22 protein-coding genes are annotated in these 25,802 nt (G+C 68.6%); 7 read left to right on the top strand and 15 right to left on the bottom strand.

What is annotated here, in order from left to right; translation table 11 throughout:
- Window positions 1–8: 8 nt before the first annotated feature.
- A complete protein-coding gene (locus tag QFZ69_RS03420; protein ID WP_306915620.1) occupies window positions 9–719 on the bottom strand; it encodes a sirohydrochlorin chelatase in 711 nt (236 codons plus the stop codon).
- 60 nt (window positions 720–779) lie between these two features.
- On the opposite strand from QFZ69_RS03420, the gene QFZ69_RS03415 reads away from it, so the two are divergent.
- Window positions 780–1,451 carry a trimeric intracellular cation channel family protein gene (locus tag QFZ69_RS03415; protein WP_306915619.1) on the top strand — a complete coding sequence of 224 codons (672 nt, stop codon included), beginning with the start codon at window positions 780–782 and terminating at the stop codon, window positions 1,449–1,451.
- Window positions 1,452–1,464: 13 nt separating this feature from the next.
- Window positions 1,465–1,893: a hypothetical protein gene (locus QFZ69_RS03410; RefSeq protein ID WP_306915618.1), complete on the top strand. Its 429-nt coding sequence runs from the start codon at window positions 1,465–1,467 to the stop codon at window positions 1,891–1,893.
- 102 nt (window positions 1,894–1,995) lie between these two features.
- On the opposite strand, the gene QFZ69_RS03405 is transcribed toward QFZ69_RS03410, so the two are convergent.
- From QFZ69_RS03405 to QFZ69_RS03390, 4 genes are all read right to left on the bottom strand, one after another.
- Window positions 1,996–2,868, bottom strand: a complete 873-nt coding sequence (locus tag QFZ69_RS03405) for a type IV toxin-antitoxin system AbiEi family antitoxin domain-containing protein (protein ID WP_306915617.1) — start codon at window positions 2,866–2,868, stop codon at window positions 1,996–1,998.
- A gap of 410 nt (window positions 2,869–3,278) precedes the next feature.
- The gene (locus QFZ69_RS03400) at window positions 3,279–4,379 is read right to left on the bottom strand and encodes a polyprenyl synthetase family protein (protein WP_306999902.1); all 1,101 of its coding nucleotides are present in this window, start codon (window positions 4,377–4,379) and stop codon (window positions 3,279–3,281) included.
- Complete coding sequence (locus QFZ69_RS03395; RefSeq protein ID WP_306915616.1) at window positions 4,376–5,785, bottom strand: geranylgeranyl reductase family protein; 1,410 nt, start codon at window positions 5,783–5,785, stop codon at window positions 4,376–4,378. The genes QFZ69_RS03400 and QFZ69_RS03395 overlap by 4 nt, the downstream gene beginning before the upstream one ends.
- A 12-nt stretch (window positions 5,786–5,797) precedes the next feature.
- Window positions 5,798–6,589: a demethylmenaquinone methyltransferase gene (locus QFZ69_RS03390; protein ID WP_306915615.1), complete on the bottom strand. Its 792-nt coding sequence runs from the start codon at window positions 6,587–6,589 to the stop codon at window positions 5,798–5,800.
- A gap of 150 nt (window positions 6,590–6,739) precedes the next feature.
- On the opposite strand from QFZ69_RS03390, the gene QFZ69_RS03385 reads away from it, so the two are divergent.
- The 4 genes from QFZ69_RS03385 (at window position 6,740) to QFZ69_RS03370 (ending at window position 10,771) form a co-directional block, all read left to right on the top strand.
- Window positions 6,740–8,077: an isochorismate synthase MenF gene (locus tag QFZ69_RS03385; protein WP_306915614.1), complete on the top strand. Its 1,338-nt coding sequence runs from the start codon at window positions 6,740–6,742 to the stop codon at window positions 8,075–8,077.
- Between the two features lie 164 nt (window positions 8,078–8,241).
- The gene (locus QFZ69_RS03380) at window positions 8,242–9,045 is read left to right on the top strand and encodes an ABC transporter substrate-binding protein (protein WP_306915613.1); all 804 of its coding nucleotides are present in this window, start codon (window positions 8,242–8,244) and stop codon (window positions 9,043–9,045) included.
- Window positions 9,046–9,162: 117 nt separating this feature from the next.
- Window positions 9,163–9,954, top strand: coding sequence for an amino acid ABC transporter permease (locus QFZ69_RS03375; protein WP_306915612.1), 792 nt, complete (start codon window positions 9,163–9,165; stop codon window positions 9,952–9,954).
- 13 nt (window positions 9,955–9,967) lie between these two features.
- The gene (locus QFZ69_RS03370; RefSeq protein WP_306915611.1) at window positions 9,968–10,771 is read left to right on the top strand and encodes an amino acid ABC transporter ATP-binding protein; all 804 of its coding nucleotides are present in this window, start codon (window positions 9,968–9,970) and stop codon (window positions 10,769–10,771) included.
- 108 nt (window positions 10,772–10,879) lie between these two features.
- On the opposite strand, the gene QFZ69_RS03365 is transcribed toward QFZ69_RS03370, so the two are convergent.
- From QFZ69_RS03365 to QFZ69_RS03340, 6 genes are all read right to left on the bottom strand, one after another.
- Window positions 10,880–11,263, bottom strand: a complete 384-nt coding sequence (locus QFZ69_RS03365) for a hypothetical protein (protein ID WP_306915610.1) — start codon at window positions 11,261–11,263, stop codon at window positions 10,880–10,882.
- 842 nt (window positions 11,264–12,105) lie between these two features.
- On the bottom strand, window positions 12,106–13,812 hold the full coding sequence (gene menD / locus QFZ69_RS03360) for a 2-succinyl-5-enolpyruvyl-6-hydroxy-3-cyclohexene-1-carboxylic-acid synthase (protein WP_306915609.1): 1,707 nt from the start codon (window positions 13,810–13,812) through the stop codon (window positions 12,106–12,108).
- A complete protein-coding gene (gene argS / locus QFZ69_RS03355) occupies window positions 13,809–15,665 on the bottom strand; it encodes an arginine--tRNA ligase (RefSeq protein WP_306915608.1) in 1,857 nt (618 codons plus the stop codon). Before argS ends, menD begins: the two co-directional genes overlap by 4 nt.
- A gap of 63 nt (window positions 15,666–15,728) precedes the next feature.
- Window positions 15,729–17,825, bottom strand: a complete 2,097-nt coding sequence (locus tag QFZ69_RS03350) for a PhoX family phosphatase (RefSeq protein WP_306915607.1) — start codon at window positions 17,823–17,825, stop codon at window positions 15,729–15,731.
- 77 nt (window positions 17,826–17,902) lie between these two features.
- Window positions 17,903–18,970: an o-succinylbenzoate synthase gene (locus QFZ69_RS03345; protein ID WP_306915606.1), complete on the bottom strand. Its 1,068-nt coding sequence runs from the start codon at window positions 18,968–18,970 to the stop codon at window positions 17,903–17,905.
- A 20-nt stretch (window positions 18,971–18,990) separates the two neighbouring features.
- Window positions 18,991–20,331 carry a glycoside hydrolase family 32 protein gene (locus QFZ69_RS03340; protein ID WP_306915605.1) on the bottom strand — a complete coding sequence of 447 codons (1,341 nt, stop codon included), beginning with the start codon at window positions 20,329–20,331 and terminating at the stop codon, window positions 18,991–18,993.
- A 138-nt stretch (window positions 20,332–20,469) separates the two neighbouring features.
- Here QFZ69_RS03340 and QFZ69_RS03335 point away from each other — a divergent pair, with 138 nt between their 5' ends.
- Entirely contained in the window at window positions 20,470–21,447 is a 978-nt protein-coding gene (locus tag QFZ69_RS03335; RefSeq protein ID WP_306915604.1) for a phosphatase PAP2 family protein, read from the top strand.
- Between the two features lie 64 nt (window positions 21,448–21,511).
- On the opposite strand, the gene QFZ69_RS03330 is transcribed toward QFZ69_RS03335, so the two are convergent.
- The 4 genes from QFZ69_RS03330 to QFZ69_RS03315 form a co-directional block, all read right to left on the bottom strand.
- On the bottom strand, window positions 21,512–22,726 hold the full coding sequence (locus tag QFZ69_RS03330) for an MFS transporter (protein WP_306915603.1): 1,215 nt from the start codon (window positions 22,724–22,726) through the stop codon (window positions 21,512–21,514).
- Window positions 22,727–22,782: 56 nt separating this feature from the next.
- Complete coding sequence (locus QFZ69_RS03325; protein WP_306915602.1) at window positions 22,783–23,520, bottom strand: GAF and ANTAR domain-containing protein; 738 nt, start codon at window positions 23,518–23,520, stop codon at window positions 22,783–22,785.
- 15 nt (window positions 23,521–23,535) lie between these two features.
- A complete protein-coding gene (locus tag QFZ69_RS03320; RefSeq protein WP_306915601.1) occupies window positions 23,536–24,834 on the bottom strand; it encodes a MinD/ParA family protein in 1,299 nt (432 codons plus the stop codon).
- Window positions 24,835–24,953: 119 nt separating this feature from the next.
- A complete protein-coding gene (locus QFZ69_RS03315) occupies window positions 24,954–25,769 on the bottom strand; it encodes an MBL fold metallo-hydrolase (RefSeq protein WP_306915600.1) in 816 nt (271 codons plus the stop codon).
- Window positions 25,770–25,802: the final 33 nt, after the last annotated feature.

Raw genomic sequence — 25,802 nt, 5'->3', positions numbered from 1 at the left:
GGACCTGTTCAGGCCCGTGCCGCGAGTACCGCGTCGTAGCGTTCCAGGGCGATTTCCGCGAGCACCGGGGACGGCAGCAGCGGGGCGGTGACGAGGTCCGCGCCGGCCTTCGCAAGCTGGTCGTGGAAGAAGCCCGGAGCGAGGAGGTAGGAAGCGATGACCACCCTGCCTTGCGGCCCTGCGGCGACCAGAGCGCCCTCCTCGCGGACTGCGTGCACGGCGTCCTGCACCGAAGGAGTGGCGGAAGCGCCGTACGCTGCAATGATCCGGTTGGGCCGCAGCGCCCGCAGCTGCCCGGCAAGCTCCTCCACGTTCTGCGAGGCGGTGGGGTCGGAGGAACCGGCTGCGGCGAGGATCACGTTGTCGCTGTCGATGACACCGGCTTCCCGGAGCCGCAGGTCCAGCACGGCCGCCAGCCGCGGATCGGGCCCCAGCGGGGCTGCCGCGAACGTGTCCGGCCGGCCCTTGACCGCCCGGGCGATGTCCACCTTGACGTGGTAGCCCACGCTGAGCAGCAGGGGAACGACGACGGCGGACTCCCCCGCCGGGAGCCCGGCGACGACGGCCGGCAGTTCGGGGTCCTGCACGTCGACGTAGGCTTCGCGGACGTCGAGTCCCGGCCGCAGGGCGGCTATCCCGTCGCGGAGGGCGTTGACTTCGGCAGCACCGAGGGCGCTGGAGGTGCCGTGGGCGCAGGCGATCAGGATGGGGCTATTCATAGCCGCTAGCGTAACCTTGGAGCCGCCCCCTCCGCCCCCTGATAACCGACCGGACGCTCCATGACTTTTTCCCTTAGCCTCGTCCTGGTCTGGCTGGACCTCGCTGGTGTCTTCTTCTTCGCGGTTTCCGGGTCCCTGCTCGCGGCGCGGAAACAGTTCGACATCATCGGCTCGCTGCTGCTCGCCTCGGTGGTCAGCCTGGGCGGCGGTGTCATCCGCGACATCATCATCAACGCGGGTCCGCCTGCGGCCTTCTCGAACCCCGCCTACCTGGCCCCGCCGCTCCTGGCCACGGTGCTGGTGTACTTCCTGTTCTCCAGCGTCCAGCGCTTCACCTCGCTGCTGATCCTGTTCGACGCCGGAGGCCTGGCCCTCTTCTGCATCAGCGGCACGCTCCTGGCCCTTTCCGCCGGGATGAACCCGATCTCAGCCGTCCTCCTCGGGGTCACGACGGCGGTGGGCGGCGGCCTCCTGCGGGACATCACCGCCAACGAGGTCCCGCAGCTCTTCGACCCGAGGGACCTGTACGCGCTGCCGGCGTTCGCGGGGGCGGCCCTGACCGTGATCCTCACCGTCACCGGCGCCTTCAACGCGCTCACCGCGGGTGCGGTGGCCGCCGTCGTTTTCGCCTTCAGGGTCACGGCCTGGCGGCGCCGCTGGCACGTTCCATTGGCTGTCCGCGGCTGGCACCGCCTGGGCCTGGACGCGGCGAAAAGCGGCACTGAGGATTAGCTAGGATAAGACCATGACTGACATGTTCCTCGAGAAGTTCCGCGCGCTAGTCCCGAAGTATCTCGAAGACGAATGGCAGGAAGAGGATGGGCTCCCGGCGGATGAGGTGGATGCGGCCCTCGCCGAGCACCAGTTCCAGGTGCCGCTGGCATTGCGGGAGTTCTATCTGGCCGTGGGCGGCTGCGAGGACATCATGGAGGCGTACCACTACTTCTGGGACCCCGAAGAGCTCGAAGTCGATGACGAAGGCTTCCTGATGTTCCTGGAGGACGAGGAGGAGCAGTTCACCTGGGGCTTCCGCACCGGAGACCTCAGCATCCCGGACCCGATCGTGTACCGCCGCAACAACGCCCGCGGGCAGTGGAAGAGCGAAGAGGGAACCTTCTCCGAGTTTGTCTTCGATATGTTCGAGTGGGCCTTCAACGACGAAGACGAGGACTGAAGCCGGCCGCTCGCCCCGGCCGTTTCCCGCTGCAGGTGCCTCTCCGGGGGCACATTGACACGGACACGCCGTCCCCCGAACGGGTACTCCCTGGTGCAGGCCTCAAAGTGCCCCCGGTCGACTCTTCGGATCCGGCCCCCAGGCATGGAATGCTCCTCGGCGATACTGCCGCAGCACGTCGATGACGTCTGCGACCATCCGCTCCGGATGGTGAACGACATCGTCGTAGCCATATCTGAGCACCAGATAGCCCCCGACGACGGTCGCGTTGTTCCGCCTCCGGTCTTTCTTGACCTGCAGCGGCTCCAATTGTGTGCCGCCGTCGGTCTCCACTACCAGGCAGTCCTCAATCAGGAAGTCCACCTCCCCCACGCCCGGGATTTGCACATGCCGCCGAAGCTGCAGGCCTGCCCGGATGAAGGCAGCATTGGCCAGGACTTCCAGCAGGGAATCAGCCCGCGGTATCACCAAGTCCAGCACCGACCTTGCCCGGGCGTTGCGGTTGCCGCTGAGCTTTCCGCGCAGGAAGTCGAGACTGATGTCCCCGGTGCCGACAGCGGACTGGACCAGAACGAGGCCCTCCCGTTCGGGCAGGCAATGCAGGGCATGGACGAGCACGTCGGCTAACCCGGCCACGGGGAGCCAGGGATGACGGGGGTGCCGGCACCGGCCATGGGCCACGACGCCGGGCGGTCCGGTTCGATGCCCCAAGGTCAGATGGAGGACCGGACTCGGCGCCAAAGTCCAGAGGCCGTAGCTGGGTGCAGCCGACACACAGGTCAGCAGGCCCTTCAGTTCGCGGGCGGCCCGGTAGGCGCCGACATCATGCGGCAGGCCGTAGTGGCCCCTGCGGATCCTCACTACCGTTCCGGAGGCCAGGGCCTTGGTGATCCCGCTGCGGTTGATGCCGGCCCGGATTAGCTCGGCCGCAGAGGCTGTCCCGCCGCGCGAGGCCAGGAATGTGGAAGGCTGCATTCTCCCAATCTGCCCTGTTCGCGGCGGCCGCGGGCGCGACCAGTTCTGCCATGTGGACAAGGTTGAAGCGGTCGGGGGGCTCTTTGACACGGACACGCCGCCCCCCCGACCCTGAGGCGCGGAGAAGCGGGCTCAATGTGCCCCCGGACCGCGGCGGCCGGAACCGGAACACATCTGTCACAAAAGATTACGGCAAGCCTAGACACTGTGACAGTTTTGTCATAGGCTCGTTCATGGGTTCACCAAATGCCTCCGGTGGATCTGATGCGAACGGAGAAACGGCCCCGGTTCGGCACAACGGATGACTCGAACGTTGTGAGGAACCGGGGCCGTTCCGTTTAAGCGGCGCCGGCGGGCCGGGGCTTCAGGCGCCGGTTTGATTGGCTGCGCTTCGCTGCCGGGCCGGCAGGTTAGCTGCTGCGGTCCACCACTGCCCGCGCAAAGCTCGTCAGCGAGGCCTTGACCACGCCCTCGGGCAACGGGGCGAGGGCGTTGATGGCTTCCTCGGACCAGGCGCGGGCCACCACCCAGGATTCCGCGGTGACGGGGTGCTCCCGGAGGCGGGCGACGGCGGCGGCCAGCGCGTCGTCGGAGCTGAGGTCGCCGTCGATCAGCTTCAGGAGTTCGACGGCGGACCCGTCGCCGTCCTGGGCGGCCTTGCGCAGCAGCAACACGGGCAGGGTCGGAACGCCTTCGCGGAGGTCCGTGCCGGGCGACTTTCCGGACTTGACCTTGATGCCGGTGACGTCGATGACGTCGTCGGCGAGCTGGAACGCCACACCGACTTTTTCGCCATATTCCACGAGCAAGGGCTCGTAGGCCTCGTCGGCGCCGGCAAAGATCGCGCCAAGCTGCCCGGAGGCGGCCACGAGCGAGCCCGTCTTGTCGGCGATCACGGACAGGTAGTGCTCCACCGGATCCTCATCGGGGCGCGGGCCCACGGTCTCGTGCAACTGGCCCAGGCAGAGCCGCTCGAAGGTGCGGGCCTGGATCCCCAGCGCGCGGGATCCGAGTTCGGAAACCAGAATGGATGCGCGGGCGAAGATCAGGTCGCCGGTCAGCACGGCGACCGAGTTGCCCCAGACCTCGTGGGCCGTTGGCGCGCCGCGGCGGAACGGCGCGGAGTCCATCACGTCGTCGTGGTAAAGCGTTGCCAGGTGCGTGAGCTCCACGACCACGGCGGCCTGCACCACGGCGGGCAGCGAGGCGTCGCCCAGGTGGGCGCACAGCAGCGTCAGCAGCGGCCGGATGCGCTTGCCACCGGCCTCCACGAGGTGACGCGACGTCGCGTCCGCCAGCGGATCGGAGTTGGCGATGGCCTCGCGCAGCTTCTTCTCGACGCGCGCCAGATTCGTGGTGATGGCGGGCCCCAGTTCCGGGTCCTCCGCGATCGCCGCGAAACCCGCCGGCAGCTGGAGGCCGGTGGCGATGGCGGTGGTATTCAGGTCGGGCTCAGCGCTCGGCAGGCCGTGTCCGGCGTGCGTCCAGCTTTGGTCTGCAGAGTTGGTCACGGGTTAACCCTAACTTTTGTCGCGGAAACCGCGGAGTTGGCGCTGGAGGGCGGAGGGCCGCCGGCATTGGAGGTGGCCGGAACCAGCCGTTCCAGGACCCGGATGACCCGGTCCTCGAAGCCCTTGGCCGCCGGATCGGTCAGGTTGGCCAGCAACCGCACCACGAACCGCATGAGTACAGGGATGGGCATGCCCGTCCGGAGCGCGAGTTTCATCACGGCCGGCTTGCCGATCAGGACTGCAAAGGCGCGGCCCAGCGTGAAGTGCGAGCCCCACTGGTCCCGGACGTAGTCCGCGTAGCGCGCGAGGTGCGCGTCGGCGTCGGACGTTGAGCCGGAGTCCCATGCTCCGGCGCGCTGCCGGGCGGCGGCGTCGATGATGAACTCGGCCGCAAAGCGGGCGGATTCCATCGCGTAGGAGATGCCCTCACCGTTGAACGGGGAGACCATGCCGCCGGCATCGCCGAGCAGCAGCAGCCCGGGTGAGTAGTGCGGCGTGCGGTTGAAGCCCATCGGCAGTGCGGCGCCGCGGATATCACCCACCTGGTTCTCCGGCGTGAAGCCCCACTCGGCGGGCATGCCGGCGGTCCATTCGCGGAGCACCTGTTTATAGTCGAGCTTGCCGAATTCCTTCGAGGAGTTCAGGATGCCCAGGCCCACGTTGGACGTGCCGTCGCCGACGCCGAACACCCAGCCATAGCCGGGCAGCAGCTTGCCGTCGCGGCCAAGAGAGCCGGCGCGTGCCCCGCGCCGAGCTGACGAGGCGTGGGAAGCCGGCGAACGAAGCTCCAGCCAGCCTTCCATCCAGTCGTCGTCGTGCCGCGGGCTGGTGAAGTAAGTGCGGACGGCGACGCCGAGCGGCCGGTCATCGCGCTTCGGGATGCCGAGCGAGACGGCGGTCCGGGTGGAGTTTCCGTCCGCGGCCAGAACGACATCGGCGTGGAAGTCCCGGGTTTCACCGGTCTTGCGGCCGGCGTCATCCAGCAGCGCGGCACGGACGCCGGTCACACGGCCGTCCTCGGAGCGCAGGGCTTCGGTGACGCTGTGGCGTTCCCGTACGACGGCGCCAACGGTCTGTGCATGCCGGGCCAGTTCCTCGTCGAAGCCGAGCCGGGTGCGGATCAGGCCATACTGCGGAAAGTCGGAGACCTCGGGCCAGGGCAGTTCGATGGTGCGCCCGCCCGCGATCAGGCGCAGGCCCTTATTGCGGCGCCAGCCCTCGGCTTCGGGATGCGGCAGGCCAAGCTTCCGGATCTCGCGGACGGCCCTGGGCGTCAGCCCGTCGCCGCAGACCTTTTCACGGGGAAAGCTGGTCTTTTCCAGCACCGTGACCTCCACGCCGGCCTGCGCAAGGTAGTAGGCGGCGGTGGATCCAGCCGGTCCGGCTCCGACGATCAGTACTTTCACAGCGGCAGCAGGCTAACGCGCGGTCCGCTTGATGTTGCGGCGCAGCTTGGCCACGGGTCCGGTGTGTGCGGCCAGTGCGGTTGCGCCCGCGGCGGGGCCGGTTGCGGGACCGCCCGGTTTTTGGGCGCGGTGCACAGCCACGATCCCGCCGCTGAGGTTCCGGTAGGTGACGCTGTCCCAGCCGGCTTCCTGCAGCCAGGCGGCCAGGTGGTCCTGGTCCGGCCAGGCGCGGATCGACTCGGCGAGGTAGATGTAGGCGTCCGGGTTGGAGGAGACCTTGACGGCGATGGCGGGCAGTGCGCGCATGAGGTACTCGGTGTACATCGTGCGCCACAGCGGCACCACGGGCTGGGAGAACTCGGCGATGACCAGCTTGCCGCCGGGCTTGGTGACTCGCAGCATCTCGGCCAGGGCCTTTTTCGGCTCGTTGACGTTGCGCAGGCCGAAGGAGATGGTGCTGGCGTCGAAGGTGTTGTCCGCGAAGGGCAGGCGGGTGGCATCACCGGCGATGAAATCGATGTCCGGGCGGCGGCGCTTGCCGACCTTGAGCATGCCGAGGGAGAAGTCGCAGGCGATCACGTCGATGCCGGCGTCGGCAAACGGCTCGCTCGAGGTCCCCGTGCCGGCGGCGAGATCGAGCACCCGCTGGCCTGTCTTCACATCCATGGCCTCGACCACAACCCGGCGCCAGCGCCGTGTCTGTCCCATGGACAGGACATCGTTCACGACGTCGTATTTGGGTGCGACGTCGTCAAACATCGTGGCTACTTCGTCCGGACGCTTATCCAGTGATGCTCGGTTCACCCTGTCATTGTCTCAAATGTTCGGCCCGCCACGAACCACGCCCTCGACAGGGCTGGAACCGGGCCGGAACCGGGCCGCCGCCGAGCCTGAACCGGGCCTGAACCGGGGCCCGAACCGGCCGCCCGCGGGCGGGAGTAATGTTGTCTCATCATGACGAGCGCGTTCCGTACCAGAATTATCAGATCACTGACAGTTCCCCTCGATGCAGAATCATTCCCCGGGGGGCTGCCGTCGTTTCTGGTCCGGGACGATGTCCTCTGCTGGACCCGCCGCGAAGCCGGCCTGGTGGGCTTCGGCGAAATCGCCCGGTTCACGGCCACCGGGCCCGAGCGTTTCCTCGAGGCGGATATCTGGTGGCGCCACCTGGTCCTCGAGGCGGAGATCACCGACGCCGTGGACTGCCCCGGCACCGGCCCGGTGGCTTTCGGTTCCTTTGCCTTCTCCAAGGCGTCCGCCCATGAGTCCCGGCTGATCGTCCCCGAGATTGTGGTGGGCCTGCGTGACGGCAAGGCCTGGCTGACCCAGCTGACGGCCGACGACGGCGGACTCACCGAAGCGGGCGCCCGCGCCGCGCTGGACCGCTGGCTGGACACTGCCGCCGTCGTACTGCCGGTGGACGTTGCCGCCCAGGTTCCTGCCCGGGAGGCAAAGCTGGCGACCGGATCGCTCAGCGAAGATGACTGGATGGCAGCCGTGGCCGCCGGCGTCGCGGAGATCCGGACCGGAGCACTGGAAAAGCTCGTGCTGGCCCGGGACATCGTGGCCACTGTGCCCGACGGCGTGAATGCCGCGGAGATCCTGCGGCAGCTGGCCGTCCGCTACCGCGAGTGCTGGACCTACGGCGTGGACGGGCTGGTCGGCGCGACCCCCGAGATGCTGATCCAGGTGGAAGGCCGCACCGCGCAGGCCCGAGTCCTGGCCGGCACCCTGGACCGCCGTGATGCCGAGGGGATGGCCGGCCCGCCGCTGGAGTTCGCCGAACGTGTGCTGGCCGGCTCGGAGAAGCAGCGGCACGAACACGACATCGCAATCCAGTCCCTGACGACCCAGCTGGCTCCGTTTTCCGAGGCCCTGAACGCCCACAGCGAGCCGTTTATCCTCGAGCTGCCCAACGTGTGGCATCTCGCCTCCGACGTGAAGGCCGAGCTGGCCGAGGTGGAGGGCCACGTTCCGACGTGCCTCGCCCTGATTAACGCGCTGCATCCCACCGCGGCGGTCTGCGGCACCCCCACCACGGTGGCAGGCGCCCTGATCCGCAAGCTCGAACACCTGGACCGCGGGCCGTATGCCGGACCGGTCGGCTGGCTTGACGCGGCCGGCAACGGCGAATGGGGCATCGCCCTGCGCGGTGCGGTCATTGAGTCGGCAGACAGTGTCCGGCTGTACGCAGGCTGCGGCGTGGTGGAAGGCTCCGCACCCGAAGCCGAGCTCGCGGAAACCTGGGCGAAATTCCGGCCAATGCTGGAGTCCCTCGGCATCAGTCATTAAATTATTCCGGGATGAGAGACAGCGCCAGTCTGCTGGGGCTTGCGCTAGCCTGCGATAAGTTATCCAATGAACAAGAGAAGTTTTCTGTGATGCACATCTCTTATTAGCGTTACACTATAAGCCGACCAAGTCACGTCTGCCCCTGCAACAAAAGGTAAAAATCCATGCAGCTCAAGTCCTTTGCCACCGCAAAGCTGGCCGCCAAGGCCGCCGCAGTCCTCGCCGTCGGTTCCCTCGCCCTCACGGCCTGCGGCGGAGGTTCCACCCCGGCAGCCTCTCCCGAGGGGGGCGTTTCGCTCATCAACGCCGGCAAGCTCACCGTTTGCTCGGACGTTCCCTATGAGCCCTTCGAATTCCAGAGGGACGGCAAGATCGTCGGCTTCGACATGGACATCGCCGCCGAGCTGGCCAAGGACCTGAAGGCCGAACTCAACGTGGTGGACAGCTCCTTCGAAGCCATCGAGACCGGTACCGCGCTCACCCAGTGTGACGTTTCCATCTCCTCCGTCTCCATCACGGACACCCGCAAGTCCGTCATGGACTTCTCCACCCCGTACCTGGATGACGACCTCGTCCTCGTCGCCAGCGACTCGTCCGGCATCAAGAGCCTGGACGACGCCAAGGGCAAGAAGGTGGGCGTCCAGCAGGCCACCACCGGAGCGGAGTACGCAAGCGAAAACGGTATCGACGCCCAGCAGTTCGAGGACACCGGACTCTTGGTCCAGGCCCTCCAGGCCGGCACGATCGATGCCACCCTGGGCAACCAGTCCGTCCTGGGTTACGCCATCAAAGACGACCCGAGGTTCAAGAGCGTCGAAAAGTTTGCCACCGGCGAGCAGCTGGGTATCGCCATCAAGAAGGGCAACACCGCCATGACCGAGCAGGTCAACGGAACGCTCAAGCGTCTGACCGATGACGGCTCCCTGGAGAAGTTCAAGACCACCTGGTTCGGCGAGACCGCCAAGTAGCCAGCGCTTCGGCCTGACACCTCCGCAGCCCTGAGATCCACGTAGCCGGGGCCCCGGACGAGCTGCACCGCAGTCCGTCCGGGGCCTCAGCCACGCATAAACGAATGTGAGCACCCCTTGGCAATGACCGCACGGCAACGAGCCAGAGCCAGCCTGTATGCCCAGGCAGCAATCTTTGTGGTGGCACTGGCCGCCCTGATTCTGGCGACGGACTGGAGGACCATCGGCAACAGCGTCTTCAACTTCGGCAAAATCGGCCCGATGTTCCCGGACATCTTCCTGGTCGGCCTGAAGAACACCCTGATCTACACCGCCTTGGGCTTCATCGTGGGCCTCTCCGGCGGCCTGCTGCTGGCCCTGATGAAGCTCTCCTCCTTCCCGCTGTACCGCTGGATCGCCACCGGCTACATCGAATTCTTCCGCGGCATCCCGGCCCTGCTCGTTTTTATCGCCTTCGGCTACGGCGTGCCGCTGGCATTTGGCGTTTCCTGGAACGTGACAGTCGTGGTGATGGTTTCGCTCGGCATGGTGGCAGCCGCCTACATCGCCGAAACTCTTCGCGCCGGCCTGCAGGCGGTGCCCAAGGGACAGCTGGAAGCCGCACGGTCACTCGGCATGCCGCAGTGGCGGGCCATGGTTTCCATCGTCATCCCGCAGGCCTTCAAAATCGTCCTGCCGCCGCTGACGAACGAGGTCATCCTGCTCACCAAGGACTCCTCGCTTATCTACGTGCTGGGCCTGACCGCCTCACAGTACGAGCTCACCAAGTTCGGCCGCGACGGCATCTCCAGTCTGGGCGCGGGCCTCACCCCGCTCCTGGTGGCCGGTGCGTTCTACCTGGTGATCACCATCCCGTTGAGCCTGTTGGCCCGGAAGTTCGAAAGCCGCTCCGCGCGGATGAAGCGATAGGCAGGACAGTCTCATGAACGACGTCGTAATTCACTCCCGTAATCACACCGGTCCCGTCCATGCCGCCGGCGTTTCCATCAAGGACCTGCGCAAGTCCTACGGCTCCAACGAGGTGCTGAAGGGCATCAGCCTTGACGTGGCCCCGGGCGAAGTGGTCTGCCTGATCGGGCCCTCGGGCTCGGGCAAGTCCACCCTGCTGCGCTGCGTCAACCTGCTGGAGCAGCCCAACGTGGGCACCATCCACGTGGGCGGCTTCGAATCCACCGACCCCGATGTGGACATCGACAAGATGCGCCGCAAGGTGGGCATGGTGTTCCAGCAGTTCAACCTGTTCCCGCACCTGAGCGCGCTGCAGAACTGCACGATCGCACAGACCAAGGTCCTCAGGCGCAGCCAGGCCGAGGCCTCCGCGGTGGCCATGAAAAATTTGGAGCGGGTCGGGCTCGAACACCTGGCGGACCGTTTCCCGGACCAGCTCTCCGGCGGACAGCAGCAGCGGGTGGCTATCGCCCGCGCCCTGAGCATGGACCCCGAGCTCATGCTGTTCGACGAGCCGACGTCGGCCCTGGACCCGGAGACCGTGGGCGATGTGCTTGCCGTCATGCGGAACCTGGCAAAAGAAGGCATGACCATGCTGGTGGTGACCCACGAGATGGGCTTCGCCCGCGAGGTGGCCGACCGCGTGGTGTTCATGGACGGCGGCGTCGTGGTGGAGGAAGGCGTGGCCGAGAAGGTCATCGGCGCCCCCACCCAGGCCCGCACCAAGGAATTCCTCCGGCGCGTGCTCGACCCGACGCATATCGACATTGCGGAGTAGGCTTCCGCGCCCCTCAAAGTACCTGGCGACACGCAAATGCCCTGGCGCAGCTGGAATTCCGGTAGCACCAGGGCATTTGCGCGTCATGAGATAGATTGCGCGTCATGGTCACCGTGCGGAGCGCGCACGACGGCGGGGCACGCCGGCCGCTGCCAGCTTCCGTTCCAGTTGCCCGGCTGCCATCAGCTCGGCCCAGTCCCAGCGGACCATGCCGATTCCGCAGTCCCGGATCCGGTTCTCCCTGTTCTTTTCGTCGACGACGGCCTGTGAAGTGGTCCGGCCTTTCAGGTATTCGGGCTTGAGATACTTTTCGACACCGTCAAACTCGCCCGCAACCCGCACTCCGTCCCAGTAGTAGGCCGTGTAGCCCACGAGCCCTGAACGGTCGCGAACTTCGTGCTGGAGTTCCGGCGCCTGGAACCCGGCCACCCACATGAGTGCCCGGCTGTATGACTCGCCGGCAGAGCCGGAGCGCGGATCGGCAAACTCCACTCGGTCCGGATTCGTCCGGCGGCCGCCGCGGTATAGTTGCCGTCGATTCCGGCCCAAAGCAGCTCCTTCGCCAGGGCCGGCAGGCGCCGCGCAACGTCGGGTTTGAGCACATGGTCCAACGGCACCACGGCCTCGGCAAATGGCGTGAAGGCGGCGAGATCCAGCACGGTGCGAACTCTCCCTGTGACAAGCAGCCCGCCGCGGCGGACCACCCTTCAACCCGTCGGGTGACGCATAGTGGCGCTGCACTCCCGCCCGCGAGCGACCGCCCTCGTTTTGCAATGTCAGCGCGTGGACGGGAAGGCGGCGGCCGATGGTCGGAATCCCCCACACCGAAGCTGCGGAGTGCCGGGCAAAGACCGTCGGAGCCACGAACGTTTCCGCGGCTGCGCTGACCCGGACCCGGTACTGTTCCCAGCTTTGCAGCGCGCGCCATGCGGTCCCGTCTACGTAGACGCCTTGGCGCACCCGGACCAGCGCGCCGGAGCTGCATCTGGTGGCCAGCTCCTTGCGCGTCAGGCCTTGTCGCACATGCTCACGGGTCAGGATCAGTCTGGGCAACTCGTTCATGGAACGAAGATCGCAGCCCGGGAGCGGTCGCGCCATAACCAGCCGCCCTGATGTGGACCACACCGACGCGCTGCGCGTTCAGCGACGCGCGAAGGCCCAGATGCTGCGGAAAGTCCGGCGTCGCTGGGCACTTCCCGCGTCGTCAGAGCAATTCCGTGTCGTCAGGGCACTTTCCGCGTCGCCCGCCCGCGTCGTCAGAGCAATTCCGCGTCGTCAGGGCACTTTCCGCGTGGCCCCGCCAGCGTCGCCCCGTCCGAAAGCACCCTCAGGAACTAGGCCTGAAGGATCGGCGTCACGGCCACGCCGACGGCGGCCCTGATCCGGGTGTGGAGCTCGCGGAGCCCGTGCCGGTCCGTGCGCACCTCGATGATGCTGCGGCCCTGCCACGGTTCCGCCAGCGCAACGGCGAGCTCCGCCGTCGTGCTGACCCGGCGGTGCGCGACGCCGTACGCCGCGGCGAGGGCGGCCAGGTCCACAGAGTGGGGGGTGCCGAAGAGGCGTTCGACGGCGTTCCCGTAGCGGCCCGAGGCCTCGACGGCGCCGTGTTCCAGGAGCCCGAAGATGGCACCGCCGGCGTCGTTGAGGACCACGATCCGCAGCTTGGGCTCGGTTTCCCCGGCGCCGAGGAGGAGTCCGCCGGTGTCGTGCAGGAAGGTGACGTCGCCCAGCAGCACGGTGGTGTCCTGCCGGCTGCCGAGGGCGATGCCCGTGGCCGTGGAGATGGTCCCGTCGATCCCGGCCAGGCCGCGGTTGGCGAAGACGGTGGCCTGGGGTTCCGGTGCGGGCGCGCCGGCGAGGTCGACGTCGCGGACGCCGTTGGAGGACCCGAGCACCAGCTGCCCGCGCGAGTGCTGCCAGACCAGGGCGCCGACGGACGGTCCGGTGGCGGCGGCGCTTCCGGCCAGCACGGAATCGACGGTGTGCTGCGCGGCGGCCCCGGCGAGCAGCCAGGCATCCAGCCAGGCCGCGGAGCCCCGCCCGGCGAAGTCGGCCAGGTCGGTCAGGTTGTTCAGCGGCAACTCGGTGCGCCGGCCGGGTTCGTACCAGGCGACCGGAACGGGCTGGTACAGGGCCGAGGGGACGTCGGCGCGGGCCAGCAGGGCGCTCACGGGCCGGGAGAGCGTGGGCCGGCCGAACAGCACCACGCGCTCGATCGGGTGCGCTGACTCCGGTCCGAAGTGCTCCAGCAACAGCCGGTAGGGCCCCACCGCGTTCGGCCCGAAGCGGGCGTCGGAGGACGGTTCGGCGAGCAGCGGCAGGCCGTGGGCGCGCGCGAACGCCTCGGCGACCGGACCGGCGTCGTGCCCGGCCAGCACCACGGTGCGCCGCCTGGGGAGCTCGCCGGAGGCGGGCGGAAAATCCAGGGCCAGGGGCCCGCGGGCGGCCCTGTACAGCCGGCGGCCGGATTCGGGCGGAAGCGCCTCGCCCGGGGCCGGGACCAGCGGGTCGCGGAACGCCAGATTGAGCTGCACCGGCCCGGGCGGGGTGTCCTCGAAGGCGCCGGTGGCCGCGCTCAGGGCGGTCTCCACGGCGCGCTGCGGGTCGGTGCCGGCCGGGATGTCGACGGCGAAGCGCACGTGCTCACCGAACAGGTCCAGTTGCACCGTGGTCTGGTTGGCCCCGGTGCCTCGGAGTTCCTCGGGCCGGTCCGCCGAGATGACCACCAGCGGCACGGCGGCGTGGTTGGCCTCCATGACTGCCGGCAGCAGATTCCCGACGGCGGTTCCGGAGGTGGTCAGCACCGCCGCCGGGGCCCCGGTGGCCAGGGCGAGGCCGAGGGCGGTGAAGCCGGCGGAGCGTTCGTCGATCCGGACCAGCAGCTCCACCCGTCCGGCGGCGTCGGCCTCGGCGAGGGCATAGGCCATCGGCGCGGAACGCGAGCCGGGCGCCACGACCACGCAGCGCACCCCGGCGTCCAGCAGCGCAGCGACGGCGATGCGCGCGGTGTCCAGTGCGCCCAGCCCGCCGGCCGCACTCACATGTTCTCCGGCGTCTCGATGCCCAGCAGCTCCAGGCCGCCGGAGAGCCGGCGCAGCACCAGGGCACACAGGGCCAGGCGCGAGTCCCGCACCGATTCCTCGGCCTTCAGCACCGGGCACTGGTCGTAAAAGGCGGTAAAGAGCTGTGCGAGCTCGAACAGGTAGGTGGACAGCCGGTGCGGCTCGAGCAGCTCACCCACCCGGCTGAGCGTGACGCCGAACTCCAGCAGGTGCAGGGCGAGGGCCCGTTCGGCGGGTTCGACGACGGCGATCGCCGTCGCCGGGGTCCCGCCGTCCACGTTCATGCCGGCAGTGCCGGCTCCGGCAGCGACGGCAGCGGCGGTTCCGGCGGTTCCGGCAGTTCCGGCAGCGGCGGTTCCGGCAGCGGCAGTTCCGGCGGCGAGGTGGCGTTCCAGCACTCCGGCCTTGCGCAGGATCGAGCGGATCCGCGCGGCCGCATACTGTACGTAGGGTCCGGTGTTGCCGCTGAGGGCCAGCATGCGGTCGAAGTCAAAGACGTACTCGGTGTCGTGCCCCACGGACAGGTCCGCGTACTTGACGGCGCCGATGCCGACCTGCCGTGCGGTCACCGCGCGTTCCTCCTCGGTCAACTCGGGCCTGCTGGCGTCGATGACGGCGCGGGCCCGGTCCACGGCTTCCTCCAGGAGGGCCATGAGCTTGACGGGGGCGCCGGAGCGGGACTTCAGGATCTTCCCGTCTTCCCCCAGGACATTGCCGATCTGCACGTGCACGGCTTCGACGGTTTCCGGCAGCCAGCCGGCGTCGCGGGCCGTGGCCAGAACCATCCGCAGGTGCACGTTCTGCGGGGCGCCCACGACGTAGAGGACGCGGTCGGCCTGCAGGTCGCGGACCCGGTAGCGGATGGTGGCGAGGTCGGTGGTGCCGTACCCGTAACCGCCGTCGGACTTGCGGATGATGAGCGGCAGCGGCTGGCCGTCCCGGCCGGTGAACCCTGCGGGGAAGGTGCAGAGGGCGCCGTCGCTGACCCGGGCGAGGCCGAGGTCCTCGAGTTCCTGGCACAGCTGTGCCAGATCCGCGTCGTAGGAGCTTTCGCCGGCGATGTGGTCGTCGGTGAGGCTGATGCCCAGCTTGGCGTAGATGGCGTTGAAGTAGCGCTTCGACTGGGCGACGAGCCGCTGCCAGACGGCAAAGGTCGCTGCGTCGCCGCTCTGCAGTGCGACCACCCGGAGCCGGGCCCTGGTGGCGAAGCCGTCCGCCTCGGCGGCGGAGGCGTCGAACTTCGCGCGCGCCGCCTGGTAGAAGGCGCTGGGGTCATCAACCAGCAGGGCCGCCTCCGGTGAGTCCTCCCCGACTTCGAGCCAGTGCTCGATCAGCATCCCGAACGGGGTGCCCCAGTCCCCGATATGGTTCTGCCGGATGACGGTGTCCCCCAGCGCCTCAAGCACCTTGACGAGGCTGTCGCCCACCACGGTGGTGCGCAGGTGCCCGACGTGCATCTCTTTTGCCACATTGGGCGAGGAATAGTCGACGACGACGCGCCGGGGCTCCCGCACCGGCCCGGCCGGCGCCGCGGCACCGGCCGCGGTGGTCGCCTCGTCGTTGAGCAGCTCCTCGATCCAGGTCCCGTCGAAGGTGAGGTTGATGAAGCCCGGTCCGGAGATCTCGACGGCGCTGCAGATGCCGTCCAGGTCCAGGGCGTCGACGATTCTTGCGGCGGCCTCCCGGGGCGGCAACCCGACCTTCTTGGCCAGCGCCATGGCGGCGTTGACCTGGATGTCCGCAAACTGCGAGGGCCGGACCACCGGATCCGTGCCGCGGTACTCTTCGCCGAAGGCGCTGGCAATCGCTGCCTGGACTCTGGGGACAACCATTTCGGCCGGATTATTCACACTGTTCAAATTATCAGTTCAGCCCGGGGCCCGGGCGCCGGCGGGTCAGGCGTCCGTGCGGAAGACCTGCACCACGGACGGGCGCGGGGCGAGGGCCTGGCCCGGCGCGGGTGCCGTGCCGGCCGCCACGTAGTCCGGGAAGAAGGACAGCTGCGCGTCGAATGAGCCGTCCTCGCCCGGGTGCTGCACGGAGACGAACACGGTGCGTTCCTCGTCGTGGATGATGGGCCCGCAGGTTTCACCGTCGCGCGGGACCGCGAGGAACTGCTCAACCCGGCCGCGCTCGGGGCCGTCCAGGGTGACCTTGAACAGCCCGTCTGCCTTGCCGATGCCGGACGGGGCGCCGTCGGTGGAGATCCAGAGGTTGCCGACCGAATCGAACGCGAGATTGTCCGGGCAGGAGATGGGTGAGACCTGGTCCACCGGGAAGCCGGAGAAGTAGGTGACATCGCCCTGGGACGGATCGCCGCACACCATCAGGAGGTTCCAGGTGAAGGCCGTGGACGCCTGGTCGCCGGTCTCGGTGATTTCGACGATGTGGCCGTCACGGTTGTTGTTGCGCGGGTTGACCTCGGTGGCGCCCTCCTTGCCGAAGCTGCCGCGGTCCGAGTTGTTGGTGCAGGCGACGTAGACCTTGCCGGTGTGCGGGCTCGGTTCAACGTCCTCGCAGCGGTCCATCTTGGTGGGTCCGACCTTGTCCGCGGCCAGGCGCGTGTACACCAGGACTTCCTCCACCGACATCCCCGCCACCGCGGACTTGCCGTCCACAACCAGCGGCAGCCACTGCCCGGTGCCGTCGAAGCCGCCGTCGGAGGGGACGGCGCCGGTGCCGTCGAGCTGGAGGGCCGGGGAGCTGCCCTCGAACTTGGCAACATACAGGTTTCCCGCTGACAGCAGGGTCATGTTGTGGGCGCGGTCGCCTGCTGATGTACCGGGACGGTACTTGCCGGCGGAGACGAACTTGTAGAGGTAGTCGAAGCGCTCGTCGTCGCCCGAGTAGGCCACCACATGGCCGGACTTGGCCACGATCACGTTGGCGCCCTCATGCTTGAAGCGGCCGAGGGCGGAGTGCTTCTTCGGCGTGGAAGTGGGATCGAAGGGGTCCACCTCCACGATCCAGCCGAAGCGGTTGGCCTCGTTCTCGTACCCGGGGTTGTTGGTGTTGAACCGCGGATCATCGAGTTCCCACCGCCGCGCCGTGGGCTTGTTGGTGAGCCCATAGCGCTTGTCCGCCGCGGAGGTGCCCGGGGCGACGAAGTAGCCGTTGAAGTTTTCCTCGCCGGAGAGGATGGTGCCCCACGGGGTGGTACCGCCGGCACAGTTGCCCAGTGTTCCGCGGATGGAGCGCCCGGCCGGATCGGCGGCGGTCCGGACCAGGGCGGAACCGGCCACCGGGCCGGTCAGTTCGTAGGTGGTGTCGTTGAGGTAGCGGCGGTTGAGCCTGGCGCCCTTGACGTAGTTCCACGGCTGGTTCTTGTTCCGGCGTTCCAGCTCCACGACCGTGAGCCCGTGCGCGGCGGCGGCGACGGCCCGGACCTCTGCAGCGGGGAGCGAGGGCGGGAACATGATGGTCTCGTTGGTGTATTCGTGGTTGGCGAAGAGCACGGCGCGGCTGCCCTTGCTGCCCGGAACCTCGAGGATGTCCGTGTAGTCATTGTTGTAGCCGAACTGCCGCGCCTGGGCTGCGGCGGTCTGGTTGTTGAGGTCAAAGTCCGGTGCGTCGTTGAAGAGCGGATCGCCCCAGCGGATGACCGGCTGCCAACCGAATCCTGCCGGCACGGTGAACGCGTCGACGGCGGCGTCCACCGGGGCGATGGCCGCGAAGGTGAGCTTGGACCGTCCGAAGCCGTTCTTGGCGGCGGCCGCGAGGCCAGGACCGCCGTCGGCCACGGCGGACTCTGCCGAGGCCAGGGCACCGCCGAACGCGACGGCGAGGGCTCCGGCGGCCCCGAAGCCGAGCACGGCGCGGCGGGACATCGTGGCGGAAGCGATGTCCCGGAAGTATTCGTTGGAGCTGGTGTTGCAGACGTCGCCGGAGCAGGCGTTGTCGCATTTCAGCGCGCAGGTGACGGCGCTGCGCTTGCCTTTGGTGTGGCCGAGCATGGGGAGCAGGGTGAACTTGCGGCCGGGAATGACAGACATGGGAGACCTTCCATGGGTGGGATGTGCCCGCCCACCGTGTCAGCCGTTCCCGTCGCGCTGCCGTCAGCCGGATGAAGTTACGGTGAACTCTCCAGCGACTTGACAGAGGCTGCGTGGACCCGGCGCAGCCGGTCCAGCCACCAGTCCCGGCGTTCCCGGGCCGCGGCGTGCTCCACCAGCAGTGCCGGGTCCGCGGTTACCTCGCGGAGCCGGATGGCGCCGTCGTCGGACACCAGCGGGTCCCGGGTGACGTCGGCCGCCAGCAGGGACACAGTCCCGAGCCCGCACGCGTACGGCAATTCCGGGAGGGCCGCGGCGAGCGCCAGCCCCGCACGGATCCCGACGGAGGTGTCCAGGGCGGAGCTGACGACGGCGGGGAGCCCGGCCCGCGCCACGATGTCCAGGGCCCGGCGCACTCCCCCGAGCGGCGCCACCTTCACCACGATCAGGTCCGCGGCGCCGGCGCGCGCCACCTTGAGCGGGTCCTCCTCCTTGCGCACACTCTCGTCCGCGGCGATGAGCAGGGGGGTCCCGGCGTCGCGCAGCCGGCGCCGCACTTCGGCGAGCCCGGCAATGTCCGGAACCGGCTGTTCGGCGTATTCGAGCCCGACGGCGGCGAGCCGGGTCAGCGCTTCGACGGCCGTCGGGACGTCCCAGCCGCCGTTGGCGTCCACCCTGATCCTGGCATCCGGCATGGCCTCCCGGACCGCGGCGACGCGGGAAACGTCGTCCGCCAGGCCCTGGCCGCGCTCGGCGACTTTGACCTTGACGGCGTCCACCCGTCCGAAGCGGGCCAGGATCTCCGGCACCCGGTCCGCGGAAACCGCCGGGACGGTGGCGTTGACCGGAATGCTGGTCCGCAGCGGCGCGGGGAATCCCTGCCAGCCGGCCTCGATGGCGGAGGCGAGCCAGCGGGAAGCCTCAGCGTCGCCGTATTCGGGGAAGGGGCAGAACTCGCCCCAGCCCAGCGGTCCCCGCAGCAGCAGGGCCTCACGGTGGAGGATGCCGCGGAATTTCACCCGCATCGGCAAACTCACCACCTGGGCGACGGCAAGGAGTTCGTCCAGCCCAGGGAGCTGCCCCGGACGGGACGGGGCTGGACCCGGGGGGAGGTCCGGAGAGTGCCGGGACGATGGGCTGAGCATCTTTTCACTTTACCGGGGCGCTATGCCTGGTCCGGGTGCCGCAGTTCCCAGACGTCGGCCGACGCTCCATGCGGCAGTTCCAGCTGCCACGCCTCATCGGTGCCAGGGTAGGCGCGCACGGTCGTGGGCACAGCCCGGTGGTGGTACGCCTCCACGATCGAGGCGTCTACGAAGATCCGGTACTCGTCGCCGCCGGCCACGTCTTCGGTGAACACGGTGCGCTGCCCCCGCGCCGAGCCGAGGATGAGCCGGATCCGGCCCTCGCCCCCGGTGACGTGTGCCTCGGCGTACCGGGGCAGGGCCAGGGTTCCGGCGGCACCCTCGTACAGCCGCGCAGCGCGGTATGCCTGGAGTTCTGCCGCCGGCTCCACGGCGAGCGCGCCGCCGTGGACGGAGAGCTGCCGCGGAAACGTCAGGATGCCGGCCCAGCCGGCGTCGTCCGTCTGCTCCTGGCTGCGTCCCGGCCGCTCCTCTCCGCCCGTCGCTTCCGGTGACCAGCCCCAGAGCAGGGTCCGCTTCGGCAGCGGCAGGATCTGCGGCGCGTAGAATTCCCGGCCGAGATCCGCCTTTCCTCCCGTCTCCGGGGCGAAGACCGGCAGGCCGGCGATCCCGGGCACGACCGAACCGAGGAGATAGCCGACACCGTTGGCGTGTTCGTGGAGGTCCCCGGAGAGCCACAAGGATGCCATCAGCAGCCAGGTTTCCGCCCCGGAGGAATCCGGGACGCGGACCAGCTGGGGGCACTCCCAGATCTCCGCGGGTAAGTGCCTGGCAGCGAGCGGCTGGTCGGAGCTGAACCAGATCCCCTCATACGTCCAGTTCCGGAGATCGTCCACCCTGTAGAGCAGGACGGCCGCCCGGCCCGATCCCAGACCGGCTCCCTGGAGGGCATAACGCCGGCCCTGGAAGTGGAAGATGAACGGGTCCCGTACGGCGGTGACCTGAGGGTCCGGGGGCAGACCGGCCGCCACGTGGCCGTCCTGCGTCCAGGCGGCAAGGTCGCTGGAGCCCCGGGCCAGGACGACCCGGGACTTCCCGTCCGCGGTCTCGACGCCGGAGTAGGCAGCGGTGGGGACGCCGCCGTCGTCGGTCACGACCCCGGTCCAGCAGCCGAAGGCGTCCGGCCCACCGGGCTGTGGACTGAGCGCTACCGGTTCCTCGTCCCAGCGGACCAGGTCCGGCGAGCTCAGGTGGCCCCAACGGATGCCATGGTGGCGCGCGGAGTCCGGGTTGTACTGGAAGAAGACGTGGTAGCGGCCGTCGATGTAGCTCAGGCCGTTCGGATCGTTGATCCAGCCCTTCGCGGGCCGGGGGTGGAAGCGGGGAAAGGCGGGGTCCGGGTGATTCGCCACGGTGTCCATGGCCACACACTACCCGCGCCCGAGATGGCAGGTCACGGCCGTCCCGGGCGGAACCAGGGCGTGGGCTTCCCCCGTCAACGCCGCTCGTCACAGCCTGTCCTCAGGCGCCTCGCAGGGTTCTGTGGGAACCTGATAGCGATGGATTTTCGTCAGGAACGCACAGACCAACACGCACCGTCGGGCTATCCGGGGCCGCAGTACAACCCTGCCCGGAAGCGCCGGGCCGCCGCGGAAAGTCCGGGCGGGAAGCCCGGCAAGGGCCTGGGCCTGACGTTCACGCTGGCCACGCTGGCATGCCTGGCCGCGCTTGCCGCCACCTATTTTTTCTTTGTCCGCACCGCCACGGGGCAGTTCATCGACGAATCGGCGCTGGTCGAGGCCGTCGAAATCCATGGCACGGCGGGCAAGGCCGCCAACAAGCTACTCGACTGGCTGCCGGCCGCGTCCGTCCTGATCGCCACCGTCGTCATCCTCTTAGTCACCATCCTGCGGCGGCGCTGGAGCGCGGCCGGAATCGCCGTGGCGGCCTGCGTGGGCGCCAACGTGGCCACCCAAATCCTCAAGGACCTCGTACCCGTCCGGCCGTACCGCGGAATCGAGACGCTGGAGTTCAACTCCCTGCCGTCGGGACACACGACGCTGGCGGCGTCGGCCGCGGCGGCCGTGTTCCTGGTCGTTTCGCCGCGCTGGCGGCCGCTTGTCGGTTTCCTGGGCGGCAGCTTCGCCGTCGCCACCGGCGTTTCCACCCTGATCAACCAGTGGCACCGACCCGCGGACGTCGTGGCCGCCTTCCTCGTGGTGGCGGCGTTCATGCTCCCGGCCGGCTGGTTGATCATCCGCACCGGACCGCGCTGGAATGCCTGGACCGGTTACGGGGAACACTGGGCAGCCTCCCGGCTGTGGCTCGCGCTGCCCATGCTGGCAGGGCTCGCCTCGGCCTCCCTGGCCGGTTACTCGCTGCTGAAGATCGCACCCGGCCCCGGCCAGGAAGGCAGCACCTCCGACTACTTCTGGGCCGGAACCACCCTCATTGTGATCGTCGGGTACCTCGCGACGGTGGCCGGTGTGTGGCTGTTCGGACAGGCCGCACGACGGCGCCGCGCGCCACGGCGCTAAAGGCGCCGCGGTAGTCCCGAAACCGTTTACATCGCCGCGGGCCGGGTCCAGAATTGGCGGGCGTTCAGTAGTTCCGGCGGTGTTTGAGGCGCGGAATGGTGACGGCGAAAACGGCGGCGGCAGCGAAGCCGAGCACGCCGGTGGCCGCCACCCCCGCCCCGAGTGACGCTACGGCGGTGACTCCCGAGAGCAGCACGGGGCCGCCGGTGGCCCCGGCGTCGGCCAGAAAGCGCCAGATGCCGAGGAACTGGCCGCGGCCGTTGTCCGGCGAGAAATCGGCCCCCAGGGTCATGTTCAGGCCGGAGCTGATGCCGTTGCCGAAACCGATCAGGAGCGCCGCGAGGAGCAGGCCCACAAAGCCGGTGCTGACCGGGATCAACAGCATCGCAGTTCCCATGATGAGGGTCGAGGGGATTGCGACCCATTGCCGGCCTTTGCGGTCCATCAGTTTACCGGCAGGGTAGAACACCAGCATGTCGATCGCGCCGGAGAGGCCGTAGATGAGGGAGGCCTGGGTGGCGTCCATGCCGAGGTGATCGGCCCAGAGCGGGATCACCACCTGGCGGGAGGCGCGCAGCGCGCTGAGCAGCAGCACGCCCATCCCGACGGTCAGGAAGATCCCGGCATGGGACGCAGCCACGCCCCGCATCGTCGCCTGCTCCAGCGGGACGCCATCCGCCGGGGCGGGCTTCGCCACGAGGTCCGGGATGGTCACCGACAGTGCCGCTGCTGCGGCCATCGCCACAGCGCCGGCCCAGTAGGCTCCCGTGATACCGGCGAACTGCATCACCGCAGCGCCGATGAAAGGGCCGATGAAGATGCCGACCCGGTTCACGCCGCCGAGTGTGGACAGGGCACGGGCCCTGAGGATCACGGGCACTGCCTCGGTCAGGTACTTCTGCCGGGCCAGGCTGAAGACGCTGGCGGCCATCCCGACGACGAGCATCGACCCGGCGAGCAGCCAGAGGCCCCCGGGCACCAGCGCGGACAGGGCCGCACCCGACAGGGCGATGGCGCTGGCGGCGGCCGCCCCCACAATCGCCCAGCGTTCGCCGAACTTCAGTGTGATGAGCGAGGCCGGCAGGTTGAAGAACCAGGATCCCAGCCCGATCAGTGTGACAGTCAGCGCGGCTACGGCCACCGAGGCGCCCAGGTCGCGGGCGGACAGCGCCACGACCGGAAGGATCGCCCCCTCGCCGATACTGAACAGCAGGGCCGGGCCAAAGGCAGGAACGGCGATGCCGCGGAGGCTGAAGGGTGCGGGGCGGGTGGTCGTCATCCCCTATATCCTAGGCTGGCCACGCCGGGACGCGGACTCCCGGCGTCCGGACGGTGTCACGCCTCGAAGTGGGTCCGGACCTCGCCGTTGGTGATGTTCCGCAGGAGGTCGGCGGCAACATCCCGGAGCTTCTGGTTCCGGTTGCTGGAGACCTTGGTCAGGATTGCCATGGCCTCATTCTGGGTGCAGCGGTTCTGGGCCATGACGACGCCGCAGGCCAGATCGATCGAGGTGCGGTGTTCCATCGCGGCCTGCAGATCCTCGGCGCGGGTCCGGGCCGTCCCGATCCGGACGGCGAGCCGCAGCGACCGGCCCGCGAGGTCGGCGAAGCCGGCGGCTTCCTTGATGATCTCCCCGGTAAAGAGCCCGGTGTCCGAGCCGAAAAAGTTCAAAGCGGCGTCCGCATCCTCGCCGATTTCGAGCGGGACGCCGAGCGTGCTTCGGCAGCCATGGCCGGCGAGCTGCAGCTGGTAAGCGGGCCAGCGGGGATCGGCGTGTACATCGGGCAGCAGCACCACGGACTTGGTCCGGAGCGCCTCAGTGCACGGTCCGTCGCCGAATCTTTGTTCGATCCGGTCGAGCACGACCGCCCGCGGGCTGCTCCCTGCCACGGTCATCGTCCGCTTCCGGCGCTGGAGCGTGACGCCGCACTCAACTTCGGCTCCGATGAGCCTGCTGAGCGTGGCCGCCGCGAAGACCGCGAGCTGGTCGAGGAAGTCCTCGACGTTTTCCGTGCCCAACAGGAGGTCCTGTAGCTGGAGGGCGGCGTCGTCCCCGGGGCTGTTGTTGGTCATGCCTAAATCGTACGGCTACACGTAGCCGTCGACGATCGCGGCGGCGATCTCCCGGTAGGCGCGACGCGTTTCCGGACGGAGCACATCCAGGGTGACCAGGTCGCCATCGGCCACCCCGCGGTCGTGCGGGACGGCGATCAGCTGGCGGCAAATTCCGGACAGGTGGTCCTCGATCGCGTCCTTGTCTACCCGGGAGGAAACCTCGTCCTTGTCCGTGATGACGACGACGGCGTTGCGCGCCAGTTGCTCATAGCCGTGGCTGGCCAGCCAGTGCAGCGTGCTGCGCGCCCGCTTGGCGCCGCTGACGGCATAGCCGGCGGCGATGATGAGGTTGTCCGCGGACTGCAGGATACCGCTCATGGCGTTGTGTGTGACGCCCGTGCCGCAGTCCGTGAGGGCCACCGAATAGTAGCCGGAGACGAGTTTGCGGATCCGCAGGTACTCCTTGGCCGTCAGTGAGTCTGAGACCTCGGGATCCTGTTCTCCGGCGATCAGGTGGAGCCTGCCCGCGTGGTGCATGTACCGTGCCAGGGCGGTGAGGGAGTCGACCGACTCGATGTTACGGAGCAGGTCCGTGATGGTTCGCGGGCTCTGCTGCTGGTAGAGGCCCTCGCCCAGCGCGCGCTCCACGAGATCACCGGAGTCCGGGTTCGCGTCGATTGCGCAGGGCGGGTCGCCACGAAATTCCGCCAGGGTCAGGCCGACGCCGACGGTGGTGGAGGTCTTGCCGATGCCGCCCTTGAGGCTCAGGACGGCGGTGTTGTAGCTGCCTTGGAGCTGGCGGGAGATGCGCCGGGCGAGTTCGTCCTCTTCGCGCTGGCGCGCGCTCGGACCGAGATTGATCCCGCCGCCGGTCATCTGGTACAGGGCACCGCGGAAGCCGCCGACTGGCTTTGGCTTCTGCTCGCGGACGAAGAGTCCGGGTGAGCTGATGAAGTCGGGAACCGGGGCGGTCGCCAAAGCGGCGGTCCGGCTGGCGGTGCGGGTCGAGCGGCCCGGCTGGGCGGGCACGGCAGGTGCTGTCTCCGGTGCGGGCGGCAACGGAGCCCCGAGGACCGGGCGGACCACGGGCGCGGCGCCGGTGTCGGGGGACCAATTGCGTTCGTCGGCGGCTTCGGCGGCCTCGGCCCACGAACTGCGGCGCTTCGGGACGGCGGGTTCGGCGGGGCTGGTGGGGGGATTGACGACCGGCATGGTTCCTGTCCGGGCAGCATCGTCACCGTCGGCTCGACGCAAGTCGCGTCGGCGGCGGGTTTCAGGCTGCCCTGCGTTGTCAGTAGTGGCAGCTGTATTGTCTTCCACCGGTTCGGGCATCGTTGATTTCTCCCAGGACTCACAGCGGGACACGCTGCGGCGCTTGTTTGACGTCGTTCAAAGGGCAAGTCTAGGCGAGGTCACGAGCACCCTGATCATCGGGAAGGGAATTGACCGCGTCAGTGGTGCGCCCGCGTCTCCTGCAGCCGCTTGATGAACCAACGTGACTGCTCCGGGCCATAGGGAAGGATCGGGATTGCCTTGGTGGCGTCGTCGGGGGTTTCCCGGGTGGCCTGGATCGCCTGCCGCACGGCGGTGCCCATGGTGTCGGCCATGGTCTTGACGAACTGGTCGCTGCAGGGCGCTCCGTGGCCGGGAACCAGAAATTCGTAACGGTGGCGCAGCGCGGACACGTGCCGGAGGGCGCCCGCCCATTCCTCGGGGTATGAGTCCTCAAACGAGGGGTGCGAACCCTGCTCCACGAGGTCACCGGCATACAGTGTCGTGGCTGTCCCAACGAGAAGGTCGCCGTCGGTGTGACCGCGGCCCAGGTAGAAGAGGGTGACGGCCTGGCCGCCGAGGTCCACCAGGACCGGCTGGTCCTTGACGATGGCGTTCGGAACCACGAGTTCGACGTCGCTGCCTTCACCGGCGGCCATCTCCGGTTCCTCGGCGGCAACGGCGCGGCGCTGGCCGTCCCCGTTCTCTTCGATCTCCGCGGCGCAGGCCTCGTGCGCCCAGAACTCAGACACGCCGTCGTCGGCAAAAACAGCGTTGCCAAAGAAGTGGTCATAGTGCGCGTGCGTGTTGACGACGACGAGGGGAAGCGCGGTCTTCTCCCGCACGGCGGCCAGAATCTCGCGTCCCTGCCTGGGGCCGCCGCCGGTGTCGATCACCATGGCGCGTTCGGTGCCGACCACCAGGCCTGTGTTGAGCAGGGATCCTTGGGTTGTCAGAACGTAGTTGTCCGGACCGACCTCGAGCCATCGTGACATGAAATCTCCATATTCCAACGCTGTTCAGCGCCG

Source organism: Arthrobacter sp. V1I7, from assembly GCF_030817015.1.
Lineage (GTDB): Bacteria > Actinomycetota > Actinomycetes > Actinomycetales > Micrococcaceae > Arthrobacter.
The sequence above is the reverse complement of the archived record's forward strand: the minus strand, read 5'-3'. Positions and strand labels throughout refer to the sequence as shown.